This is a genomic window from Ruegeria sp. D1(2025), assembly GCF_056536425.1.
On sequence record NZ_JBQFPO010000002.1, the window covers coordinates 746,796 to 758,178 of the forward strand.

Consider the following 11,383-nt stretch of genomic DNA (forward strand, 5'->3'; position numbering starts at 1 on the left):
CATCGCATATGCGGGGGCTAACCTCGCAGCCACAGTAGCCTGAAAGGGACAGCAATGGAAAAGTTCGGCAAAAGCCAGCCGGTCAAACGGACCGAAGATCACCGCTTTCTGACCGGGCAGGGGCGCTACATGGACGATGGCGTGCCGGACAATGCCATGTATGCGGCCTTCTTCCGCAGCCCGGTTGCGCATGCGCGGATCATAGCGCTGGATCTGGATGCTGCGCGGCAGGCGGATGGGGTCCGCCTGGTCATGACGCTGGACGATCTGGCCGCAACCGGGATCGACACTGTGATGAACGCGGCGATCATGCCCAACCGGGATGGCTCGCAAGGCGCGGCGCCACAGCGGCACATGCTTGCCAAAGACCGTGTGCGCTTTGTGGGTGAGCCCGTTGTTGCAGTGATTGCCGAGACGCAGCTTCAGGCGCAGAACGCGGTTGAGCTGATCTGGATGGAGACCGATGATCTGCCCGCCAAGCTGGATGTGGATGCGGGCGGAGAGCCGCTGCATCCCGAAGCCCCGGATAACCGCGCATTTGACTGGGGGCTGGGCGATGAAACCGCGACCGAAGCCGCCTTTCAGTCCGCCGCCCATACCGTGGCGCTGAATGTGGCCGACAACCGGGTCATCATCAACTCGATCGAGCCGCGCGGCTGTCAGGCCAGCTGGTCGGACGGCCGGCTGCACTTCGCCTATGGCGGTCAGGGTGTCTGGGCGATGCGGGCGCAGTTGGCGCAGAAACTGAAGCTTGAAACCGAGGCGATCCGTGTCACCACGCCGGATGTGGGTGGCGGGTTTGGCATGAAGGTGATGCCCTATCCCGAATATTTCTGTGTCTGCGTTGCCGCCATGAAATTGGGGCAACCCGTGCATTGGATGTCCGACCGGTCCGAAGCGATGCTGTCCGATCATCATGGCCGCGATCTGACTTCTTTGGCCGAACTGGCTTTCGACGAGAATCTCAGGATCACGGCTTACCGGGTCCACAGCAAGGTCAACCTTGGCGCCCATAACAGTCATTTCGGGCAGGCCATCCAGACCAGCCTGTTCAGCAAGGTGCTGATGGGTGTCTATGATGTTCAGACCACATATCTGCGGGTCGAAGGGTTCTACACCAACACCACGCAGGTCGACGCCTATCGCGGCGCGGGCCGGCCCGAGGCGATCTATGTCCTCGAACGGGTCATGGACCGCGCCGCGCGCGAACTGGGTGTCGATCCGTGGGAACTGCGGCGCAGGAACTTCATCAAACCTGCGGACTTCCCCTACAAAACCGCAACAGGGGAAACCTATGACGTCGGCGATTTCGACATGGTTCTCAGCCGCGCTGGCGAGCAGACCCGAGGCTTTGCCGCCCGAAAGGCCGCCGATGCTGAACGAGGCCTGATCCGGGGGCAGGGGCTTTGTTACTATATCGAAAGCATTCTGGGCGACCCTTCCGAAAACGCGAAGATCGAGTTCCGCGAGGATGGAATGGTGAACATGTGCGTTGGCACTCAATCGAATGGGCAGGGACACGAGACGGCCTACACTCACTTCCTGTCGGATCAGACCGGGATACCAATGGACCGCATCGTGGTGGTCCAGGGCGATACCGACCGTCTGGCGCATGGCGGCGGGACGGGCGGATCCCGCTCGGTGACGGTGCAAAACACGGCAACACTGGCCACAATCGACATCATGATCGCCGCATTCACGCCTTATCTGGCCGGTAAGATGGGGGTCGAGGAAACCCAAGTGATTTTTGACCACGAAACCTTTCGGGCGCCGGGGTCCAACCTGACACCCACCCTGATCGAGGCCGCCGAGATGGCCCGCGCCGATGGCCGTACCGACCTGTTGCAACACACGGCACGCGCCGATCTGGAAGCGCGCAGCTATCCCAACGGCGCACATGTTGCCGAAGTCGTGATCGATTCTTTCACCGGGGAAACCTGGGTCGACCGCTATACGGTGGTTGATGATTTCGGCAACCTTATCAATCCGATGCTGGCCGAGGGGCAGGTGCATGGCGGGGTGGTGCAGGGCATTGGCCAGGCACTGAACGAACGTGTGGTGCATGATGCGCAGGGGCAACTGCTCACGGCTTCGTTGATGGATTACGCCTTGCCCCGTGCCGCCGGGATACCCATGATTAAGTTTACCTCGGCGCCGGTTCCGTCAACTTCCAACCCGATGGGGATGAAAGGATGCGGTGAGGCCGGGACCGTGGGCGCGCTGGCCGCTGTTGCAAACGCGGTTCAGGATGCGCTCTGGGATCATGGGGTACGGCAGGCGGACATGCCTTTCACACCTCACAGAGTATGGGAGATGCTGACACATGGTTCTGTCGCGGCTGAGTAGAAAGGTTCTGGGATGGCTCGGACGGCCGCTTCGCTCCGAGCACTCGGCCGAGGCGCTGCATCGCGAGCCAATCAGCCATGTCATCATTCTGGACGGCACCATGTCCACGCTGGAGCCGGGCCTTGAGACACATGCCGGTCAGACCTACCGCCTGTGCCGGGAAATGGGCAGCCAAGTCTCGGTCTTTTACGAATCCGGTGTGCAATGGGAAAGCTGGAAGTCCTCGCTGGATGTGATGATGGGGCGCGGCATCAATCGCCAGATCAGGCGTGCCTACGGCTATCTTGCCTCGCGGTACAAGCCCGGCGACCGGATCTACTTCATCGGATATTCCCGTGGCGCGTACGGTGTGCGTAGTCTTGCCGGTGTCATCGACATGATTGGCCTACTCAAGGCCGAGCATGCCACCGAACGCAACATCAAACAGGCTTATCGCCATTATGAATGCAATCCAGGCGGAGCAGCGGCAGGTGATTTCCGGCGCAAGTTCTGCCATGACGAAATTGCGATAGAAATGGTTGGCGTCTGGGATACGGTCAAGGCGCTGGGCCTGCGCCTGCCCATGCTGTGGCGTTGGGCCGAGGATCGGCATGCCTTTCACCACCACAAGCTTGGTCCCTCGACCCGCCACGGCTATCACGCCCTGGCGCTGGATGAGACGCGCGAAGTGTTCGAACCGGTCCTGTGGAAATGTACGCCCGAGTTCCGCGGCCATGTCGAACAGGTCTGGTTCCGCGGCACCCATGGCGATGTCGGCGGGCAACTGAACGGCTTTGAAGATGCGCGCCCACTCAGCAACATCTCCCTGATCTGGATGCTGGACAAGGCAGAACTGCATGGTCTGCCCTTGCCGGACGGTTGGCGCGAGCGTTTCCCGGTCGATGCGTCCGCCAGATCAGTCGGGACATGGAGAGGCTGGGGCAAGATCTTCCTTCTGCGCAAGCATCGCAAGGTCGGTCGGGACCGCTCGGAACATCTGCACGTGTCGGTTTCACCGGATGATCTGCCGGGCTGGGTGCCCATGCCCAACTTGCCCTCTCATCCGGCGCAATAACCGCGACCGGCCATCCACCGCCGTCGGCGCTACAAAATGTTGAATGCCCCTAATCAATCGCCTGGATCACGCAGCGACACTGTCACGTCATCCATGACATAGAACCTGTTCTGATCTGCCGAGGCGCTGACGGAAACATCGACGAACCCTTCGTTGTCAGGGGTGCCGTCAAGGTCGCGCAGGTTCGCCTCGGCAAATGGCGCCTCCAATGAAGCATCACCAAAGACGGCGAGGCGATAAACCATGTTGTCCGGAAACATCGAGATCAGAACCGTGTGCCTGTCGCCGATGCTGTAGCTGCCCACCGGTGTATCAAACATGGAAATCTGGCCATTGTTGAAAACGACCCGGCCGACATACCGCCCCACGACACCGCTATCTACGATCATTCCGCCATCATCCAGAATCTGCCCCTGCCACGTGATGTAGATCGGCGCGGTTTCGTCGCTGATCGGTGACGTCCGGAAAATGATATGGTCGCCGGACGTCTCTGTTGCAGGTGTCCGCTCTCGGATGCTCAGGGAAAGATCGCCGGCAATGGCGTCTTCGGCGGATACGAAGAAGAACTCTTCTGATCCGACACTGATACTGTCGCCGGCGGGTGGCCCTGGCGGGTTGGACAGTGGCGACTGTCCGGGCGTCCCGCTCTCGAAATCCGTGTGAAAAATGGTGCTGCAAGATGTCGGCAGAAGGGCGGCGCAAAGGATGAGTGTGGAAGAATTGATAAATTTCATAGGACACTCCGAAACAAGAACGGATCCCAAGCGGACTCAATACAATGCCGCCGGTGGATGCCTTCAGAATACCACAACCTGCATCGACCCGCCCAACGCCGCCCAAGAGCTGACCTGTTCCGGCTTCCGCGCGAATTTGCCACGCAGTGTCATGTCGCCCTTGGTGCTGTGGTGTGACGCGCCAAACTCGTACCCATCAGCAATCGCAGAACACACCAGAACGCGCCACATCTGCCGATTAGCCGCGCGCTCTGTCTGAATTATGTCGGAAGGATTAAATTGCCCAACTACGGGGAACCCCCAATACCGCAGCCCCGCTCGATTTGTTAGTTATCAGACAACGGAGCAACCACACACACCTCCGTCCAACACTACACGGGGGGCTGGCCGAATAGACCCCCTCACTCATGCCAGCCCCTCAACCCTTTCCCAAAGCCAAAGTGTATATGCCAGGCATCGGACGTCCGGTTGCAGGTTGCGCCCGATCGAAACATCCCGGACACTTTCGAAGCTTCAACCTCAGCGCTCAGAGAGAATTTTTCCGGGCACTAGACGTCCCTCTTGGTTCTCCGTTTCTTCAGCACAACCGTGGGTCCACTCAGATAGGCAGTTAAAGAGTAGCCCGCCAGATAAGCCATTGGTTGAAATGCTGATTGAACGAAGCACGATCAGATAATCCTTTTGACTCGGATCACCGCCATCGCCATCATTCACATAAGAATACCAGAATGCGATTTTGGCCCCTCCCTGCTGTGAAAGTTCATGCAGTCGGCATGTTATAGGAGGAATTTATGAACAGATTACCCACATGGACAGCCGCGATCCTCAGTCTGGCAGTCTCCGCGCTTCCCGTCGCGGCGCAGTCGAGCGACTGGAACTACGAAGCTACGATTTATCTGTTCATGCCTGAGACCAAGACGTCACTGGATTCCCCGAACGGCAACATCGACGCAACGCTCAGTTTTTCGGACGCGCTCAGCAAGCTGGACCTCGCCTTCATGGGTGCCTTCGCGGCCAGTAACGGCCGGTGGAGCCTGTTGACCGATTACAACTATACCAAGCTTTCCATTGACAACGACCTGTCCGGGCCTGCGTTCTCCGGCGTGGAAACGTCCCTCAAGACGCAGTTCCTGAGCGGCTACGTTGGTTACCGCGTCTACGAAGACCCAACTTTGAAACTGGATCTGGCAGGAGGGTTCAGGTGGTTCAACACGGAAACCGAATTCACGCTGTCCCCGGGGGCATTGCCTGGGACGACCAGTACCGTAGACGCCAGTTGGACAGACCCTGTCATAGGTCTCCGCGCCCGCTATGCGATTTCTGATCGCTGGTCCGGTACGGCCTTTCTGGACTACGGAGGGTTCCGAAGTGGCAGCGAGACCTGGCAGATTTTGCTGACGGCGGATTATGCCATAAACGACCGATGGATGATCAGAGGCGGATACCGCCATATTGCATTTGATCACAAAGTGAATGGTAACGACTTTGACTTCAGCCAGTCCGGCCTGCTGATCGGCGCGACATACGCTTTCAATTAGGTGTTCCTGTGTGGGGCGGATAGATTTCGCTTTTGATTTCAGCAGGTCGCTTCAATTGTTTCGCTGTGGCCATCTCCCGAAACGAAGCGCAGCTCTTTTGTGGTGCAAGTGCGTGAAGTCGTGGCACTGAGGTGCCCGACCATTGGTTAGCGATCAGGTTATCAAGGCGACCGGGTCGAGCGCGCGAAGGCCGAAGTAGGTATTAATCATGAGTGGAATTGGTAGGCGTTTGAAAAGAGCAGTAAGGGACATCGCCGACGGCGATTATGAGAACGCGGCGACAGCAATCTTCCAGGCGTTGGATGCGACGGCGAGAAAACGATACCCGTCAAAAGGCCCCGGTGCGAGGTTCAAGAAGCTGCTCGTTGATCAAGAGGAGATTGTTTGGGAGTTTGCCTTCCGCGTTAGAGTAATTGGCACAAAATTTGAAGGCCTTACGATGCCGGAAGCGGTGTGGAAATTGGCTAGCAACCCCATCGTGCACGAAGGTGAGTTCAGTAAGCGCATTAGTTTTGAGGGTGGTTATGAGCGGCTCTCAGTGGGAGAGAATTGGAACCTGCCACCAAGCTTTCTGACAGGCCTGGCAACTGCTGCTATATCGGCTAAGGAAAATTCGGACGAGCAAGAAGATTTGGCCTGTAAGTTCAATTTCTTTTGCCGGGATATTCCTGCCCAGAGTTTGTGGGGCGCCGTAGAATGGATCAGGGCCGAGTTAGAGAATATTCACCGCCGCAAAGCAGAAAAAGTTGCACTGCGCCGAGCTGATGAACAATCCCACAAACGCTGACCAACAATAAGGAGGATCAGGTCTGAAACTCTGACGGATCTGGAGCAGCATGTCAGGTGCACTCCAGGCCAGTTTTGAATGCTCATCGAAAAACTGTGTATCATGGTGTGCGAACGGGGACACTCGCGCTCTGTGAACTGGAAAATAGGGAAATAATGCTGATTAAGCTTGCACATGTATTGAGCCTACTTACCGCGGTGACCGCTTTTTCGCCTGCGATCGGGCAAACCCCTCAGTCTTCGACTCTTTTTTTAAACGTCGATGTTTTTGACAGTCGAAATGCAACTGTGATCGAAAATGCTAACGTCCGGGTCACGGGCAACCTTATCGCCGAGGTTTCGACCGCTGAGTTGCCACCCGAAGGCGCAACTGTAATTGACGGCGGCGGGCGCATGCTCGTTCCCGGTCTGATCGATGGGCACAATCACATCATGCTGGGTGCCAGTCCCATTGCACTCGCCTACAATCTGCATTGGACCTATGTCGGCGCGTTGGCGACGCGGGAGGCTGAGGCCATGCTGATGCGCGGCTTCACGACCCTGCGGGACGCCGGAGGGCCTTGCTACGGTATTGCTCAGGCCATTGATGAAGGCATCATACCTGGGCCGCGCATATTTTGTTCCGGGCATTTCATAGGGCAGACGTCCGGGCATTTTGACTTTCGTTTGTACAACGAAACCCACCCGAGGCAGCGTGGCGAGCGTAGTTTTTTCGAGACGCAGTGGTCATTCATCGCAGACGGTGTGCCGGAAGTTCGTGCCATGACCCGCGAGGCGTTGCGGCTAGGGGCGACCCAAATCAAGCTAAGCCTGGGAGGTGGCAACTCCAGCCCCTATGACCCACTGGATACCACGCATTACTCAGTCGAGGAGATCCGTGCTGCGGTGGATGCGGCCGAGGATTGGAATACCTATGTTCTGGTGCACGCATATTCAGACGAGTCGGTTATGCGAGCGCTGGCCGGCGGTGTAAAAAGCATTGATCATGGCAATTTGATCAAGGAAGAAGCGACCATCGCGGCAATTCGAGATGCGGGTGCCATCCTCAATCCACAGTTCCTGATCTTCACACCAGACGATGAGATGCTTGCAGGAGGAGACCCGGACACCATCGCCAAGGGCGCACCAGTCCGAGACAATGTGGAGACCTTCGTCTCGCTCATCCAGAAGTACGACCTGCCGATTGCCTTTGGGGTCGACCTATTTGGCTCACCGGCGCTTCTTGCTATGCAGAATCTGGAGTTCGAGCGTCGCGGAAGATGGTGGTCAGGAGCGAAAGTTTTGCAGCAAGCGACATTCAACACCGCTGAACTCCTTGCCCTCTCCGGGCCACGAAACCCTTACCACGAAGGCAAACTCGGAGTTATTGAACCCGGGGCTTATGCCGATCTTGTGCTGGTGGATGGCAACCCGGTGGAGGATATCACTCTGATGGTCGATCCCGAGACCAACTTCTCGGTTATCATGAAGGATGGTGTGATCTACAAAAACAGTCTTGAGTGAAGCGGCCCCTCAGACGCAATGTACGATTTGAACGCAAGATTCAGTCAAGTCCGTGGTAGGTGTACACACTCAGTACGAAAGTTTGGCAGTGAATAGCAGTGAGAGGGCTCAAAAATCCAACCAGACGCGGTGACAATGGAGAACCGCCGTCAATGAACCGAGGCTCGTCGACCGCTTATCCCGAAAAGAGGCATTTGCCCCGATTAGAAAATGAACTCACAGAGCCCAACAGAGTGCTTTGAAGACCTAAAGATCGGCCTGGAAGACTACACGCGTTTCATGGGAAAACTCGGTCCAAGCCGAAGTGAGCGATGCAACACCATGAAATTTCTCACGCTTGCGAATGAAGTCGGAATTGGAGATTACAGTGAGTGGTGAAGAGAACAAACCCATCCCAGCACATGTGGAACTAGACCCCGATCACGAAGATGCCATTGTTCGGTGGTGCAACCGCATGATCCGCCACGGTGTCAGGGCATTGTCGGTGCTGATGCTCGGAATCATTCTGATGGCAATTATTGACGCCGGTTTCACAACCTACCAAAAGTTGCTGGAACCACCTGTCTACATCTTGGAAGTCAGTGACCTTCTCACGGTTTTCAGCGCCGTGCTGGTCGTTCTCATTGCGATAGAGATCTATACAAATATTACACTATATTTGACCGCCGACGTCATCCACATCAAGCTTGTTGTCGCAACAGCTTTGATGGCTGTAGCTCGAAAAATCATCACGCTAGACGACAAAAATTTGGAACCTCAGTACTTTCTTGGTTACGCAGCAATCGGTCTTGCGCTGGGCGTAACCTACTGGCTTATAGCCAGAAAACCATGAGTCACTCGGATCTTTTGTTGCCATCGCTTCTGTGAAGCTGTTTCCTGAACATGAAATAGAAACCTCGTCAGCCCATGCGTTCCTGATTAACCCCCGACTAATCCGTGGAATAACCGGACTTTGCCAACATAAACCCTAATGCCGGAAGCAAAGAAGGTCAGCTTGGTTGTTGCAGCACCATTGGCGGGCGGCTTATTCTGATCGTTTAATAGGTCCAGAGCCTGCACGCCGTTTGAAGCAAAGCGGCGAACGAAACGCCTGCTTAAAGGATTTCTGCTATCTTGAGCACTCTCCATTTTCTGGAAGCGCCGCAAATTACAGATTCCCCTCTCGAAATGACGCTTATTGGCTGCACCGCGTTTGCACGCATTTTGCACGTTGCAGAAACAATCTTGCCGGCGAATGCAGCACTTTGCAGTGCTTTCTTGCGGTTTGACTGTTTGGGAGAAGCCTAATTTTTAATTATTATCAGGAGGTTATGGTGCTGCTGGAGGGCACTGAAACCCCATATGTAGATGTCTCATAAAATCTCAGATAGAGATTAAGTGTATGAAAAATATTAACTTATCTCCCTCATTCGGCCTCAATTAATCTCGACTAGCGGCAGTACATACCATACCTAGAGGTGGACCAATAGGTGGGCTGGTGGAGCGCTATATGGCGAAAAACAAACTGAGCGTGCGCTGCGTTATCGCGTTAGAGGCTGGAAAGTACTGCGATGGCGCTGGGCTCTGGCTTGTGAAGGCAGATTCCAAAAGCGGTAAGTGGGTTCTTAGACTGACGGTTTTCGGTAAGCGACGGGAAATGGGCCTCGGGCGCTGGCCGGATGTTGGCTTGGCGGAGGCGCGGGAAACAGCTGACGCAGCCCGACGCGAACTGCGGGAAGGCCGAGATCCGATCAGAGAGCGGCAGAAACGACGTGTAGAAGCCCAGCGCAACTTGCATCTGTTTAGAGACGTCGCTCGGGACGCGTTTGAAGCGCGGAAGTCTGAGTTGCGGGGTGGCGGAAAAGCGGGGCGCTGGTTTAGTCCGCTGGAGCTACACGTCATACCCAAACTCGGTCATGTGCCGGTTGCTGAAATTACTCAGATCGATCTGCGGGATTGCCTTGCGCCTATCTGGCATGAGAAAGCCGAGACTGCTCGGAAGGCGTTGACACGGACATCTATTTGTCTGGAGCATGCAGCCGCGCTGGGCATTGATGTTGACTTGCAGGCCCCCAGGAAGGCACGTGCATTGCTTGGCAAACCGCGTAAGGCCACCACCAACATTCCGTCGCTTGCCTGGAGTGAAGTGCCTGAGTTCTACAAAAGCTTGGACGAAGGTACAGTCACACACCTTGCTCTGAAACTTCTAATTTTGACCGGGGTACGGTCACGGCCAATACGGTACTTGAGGGAAGAGCAGATCGACGGTGATGTCTGGACAGTCTACGGGTCCGAAGTCTGCTTCCGGCCGAGCGAAGATCGCCGAGGCCCAACGCAAACGGTGGGCAAAACAGAGAGCCGAAACTTAACCAAGTGTTTGTGGTACCGTGGCAGAGTCCCCCGACGATAACGCGACCACTGCAAGCGACACGCTGTGACAAACTCTGATGCGATCAGCCGGCAAGGATTATTAATACGGTAATCCCATAGGCGGGAAGCAGAGCAAAGTTCTCAAACAGCTCGGGTGCGAATAGCCATGCGTAGCATACTCGCAACTTTCAACAGAGGTACCGAGTCCTCCCGCTTGCATGCTACCCCCGCCTGTTAGGGCCCCGGCACCCCAACCTTCCAGTCTTGCTATCCGCTTAGGATGCCGCGAAAAGACTGCCCTTAAGTGGTTCACGCCTCACTACTGCGTTTAACTGGAGATACGCGATGCAGACTTATTTCGGCCTACTGTCGGATCAAGATCTCGTAGAAGCACTGTCATCAGGTGAGATCCGAGTCGAGCGATTACTTGAAGATCAAGAAACATATGAGGACTTTAAGCCTTCTCTGGAAGATCTCGACAATAAGAGATGCGCCGTGCAGCCTGCGTCCATCGACTTTACGATCGGTCGCATCTACGCTCCCGATGCCGACGATAGCGAAATTGTACCGGCAAGAGCCGGTTTGGACTTGCTTCCTGGTCATACTGTAATCGTGGAAACGCGTGAGCGGGTCACGCTTACTCGAAGCGTTGCAGCATTTGGGTTTCCTCCTGCTGGCGTATCAATAAATTCCATACTCATGACTAACCCCGGTCATATTGACCCAGGTTATTTCGGGCATCTCCGATTTACGCTAATAAACATGGGGCGACGCCCGTATATTTTGAGCCAGGGTGATCGCATTGGATCCATGTTATTTTTTCGAATGCCAAGGCCAGCATTGAAAGACTACGCAGAGCGCAGGGGAGGGAAAATCGAGCCACCTGTCATTGATTCAGTTCTTAAAAAGCTTTCTCCTGATTTTGCCAGTTATGGTTCACGTATGGAAAGCGCTGCAGCCAAAGCAGTAGATGAGGCAAAATTGTCTGACGTCAGCACCAATGGGACAGTTTAAGTAGATTTGATAAGAGAGGGTTTCTGGCTCATCGTAACCGCCAAGGAGTGGAGATGAGA

The 11,383-nt window shown here is 55.7% G+C and carries 10 protein-coding genes; 8 read left to right on the top strand and 2 right to left on the bottom strand.

Annotated elements, in window-relative coordinates; translation table 11 throughout:
- Positions 1–54: 54 nt before the first annotated feature.
- Positions 55–2,346, top strand: a complete 2,292-nt coding sequence (locus ACR1XU_RS09335; RefSeq protein WP_480905615.1) for a xanthine dehydrogenase family protein molybdopterin-binding subunit — start codon at positions 55–57, stop codon at positions 2,344–2,346.
- Positions 2,324–3,400 (top strand): T6SS phospholipase effector Tle1-like catalytic domain-containing protein, encoded by a 1,077-nt coding sequence (locus tag ACR1XU_RS09340; RefSeq protein ID WP_170816804.1) that lies wholly within the window; start codon positions 2,324–2,326, stop codon positions 3,398–3,400. The genes ACR1XU_RS09335 and ACR1XU_RS09340 overlap by 23 nt, the downstream gene beginning before the upstream one ends.
- Positions 3,401–3,453: 53 nt before the next feature.
- Here ACR1XU_RS09340 and ACR1XU_RS09345 read toward each other — a convergent pair whose 3' ends face one another.
- Both ACR1XU_RS09345 and ACR1XU_RS09350 read right to left on the bottom strand, forming a co-directional pair.
- Positions 3,454–4,134: a hypothetical protein gene (locus tag ACR1XU_RS09345; protein WP_480905613.1), complete on the bottom strand. Its 681-nt coding sequence runs from the start codon at positions 4,132–4,134 to the stop codon at positions 3,454–3,456.
- A gap of 63 nt (positions 4,135–4,197) precedes the next feature.
- The gene (locus tag ACR1XU_RS09350; RefSeq protein WP_480905610.1) at positions 4,198–4,365 is read right to left on the bottom strand and encodes a hypothetical protein; all 168 of its coding nucleotides are present in this window, start codon (positions 4,363–4,365) and stop codon (positions 4,198–4,200) included.
- A gap of 560 nt (positions 4,366–4,925) precedes the next feature.
- Here ACR1XU_RS09350 and ACR1XU_RS09355 point away from each other — a divergent pair.
- The 6 genes from ACR1XU_RS09355 to ACR1XU_RS09380 all read left to right on the top strand — a co-directional run bounded on the left by ACR1XU_RS09355 (position 4,926) and on the right by ACR1XU_RS09380 (position 11,324).
- Positions 4,926–5,672: a porin family protein gene (locus tag ACR1XU_RS09355; RefSeq protein ID WP_480812697.1), complete on the top strand. Its 747-nt coding sequence runs from the start codon at positions 4,926–4,928 to the stop codon at positions 5,670–5,672.
- A gap of 208 nt (positions 5,673–5,880) precedes the next feature.
- Positions 5,881–6,459, top strand: coding sequence for a hypothetical protein (locus tag ACR1XU_RS09360; RefSeq protein ID WP_480812698.1), 579 nt, complete (start codon positions 5,881–5,883; stop codon positions 6,457–6,459).
- Positions 6,460–6,614: 155 nt separating this feature from the next.
- Entirely contained in the window at positions 6,615–7,961 is a 1,347-nt protein-coding gene (locus ACR1XU_RS09365; RefSeq protein WP_480905606.1) for a metal-dependent hydrolase family protein, read from the top strand.
- 367 nt (positions 7,962–8,328) lie between these two features.
- The gene (locus ACR1XU_RS09370; protein ID WP_321251590.1) at positions 8,329–8,793 is read left to right on the top strand and encodes a phosphate-starvation-inducible PsiE family protein; all 465 of its coding nucleotides are present in this window, start codon (positions 8,329–8,331) and stop codon (positions 8,791–8,793) included.
- A gap of 657 nt (positions 8,794–9,450) precedes the next feature.
- A complete protein-coding gene (locus tag ACR1XU_RS09375) occupies positions 9,451–10,350 on the top strand; it encodes a tyrosine-type recombinase/integrase (RefSeq protein ID WP_480905603.1) in 900 nt (299 codons plus the stop codon).
- A gap of 305 nt (positions 10,351–10,655) precedes the next feature.
- On the top strand, positions 10,656–11,324 hold the full coding sequence (locus tag ACR1XU_RS09380) for a dCTP deaminase (protein WP_480905600.1): 669 nt from the start codon (positions 10,656–10,658) through the stop codon (positions 11,322–11,324).
- Positions 11,325–11,383 lie beyond the last annotated feature (59 nt).

Bases quoted from the DNA above. Each gene is read 5' to 3' on its own strand.
- ACR1XU_RS09345 (WP_480905613.1), bottom strand. From the start codon at position 4,134: ATGAAATTTATCAATTCTTCCACACTCATCCTTTGCGCCGCCCTTCTG.
- ACR1XU_RS09365 (WP_480905606.1), top strand. From the start codon at position 6,615: ATGCTGATTAAGCTTGCACATGTATTGAGCCTACTTACCGCGGTGACC.
- ACR1XU_RS09380 (WP_480905600.1), top strand. From the start codon at position 10,656: ATGCAGACTTATTTCGGCCTACTGTCGGATCAAGATCTCGTAGAAGCA.
- ACR1XU_RS09350 (WP_480905610.1), bottom strand. From the start codon at position 4,365: ATGTGGCGCGTTCTGGTGTGTTCTGCGATTGCTGATGGGTACGAGTTT.
- ACR1XU_RS09335 (WP_480905615.1), top strand. From the start codon at position 55: ATGGAAAAGTTCGGCAAAAGCCAGCCGGTCAAACGGACCGAAGATCAC.
- ACR1XU_RS09355 (WP_480812697.1), top strand. From the start codon at position 4,926: ATGAACAGATTACCCACATGGACAGCCGCGATCCTCAGTCTGGCAGTC.
- ACR1XU_RS09340 (WP_170816804.1), top strand. From the start codon at position 2,324: ATGGTTCTGTCGCGGCTGAGTAGAAAGGTTCTGGGATGGCTCGGACGG.
- ACR1XU_RS09360 (WP_480812698.1), top strand. From the start codon at position 5,881: ATGAGTGGAATTGGTAGGCGTTTGAAAAGAGCAGTAAGGGACATCGCC.
- ACR1XU_RS09375 (WP_480905603.1), top strand. From the start codon at position 9,451: ATGGCGAAAAACAAACTGAGCGTGCGCTGCGTTATCGCGTTAGAGGCT.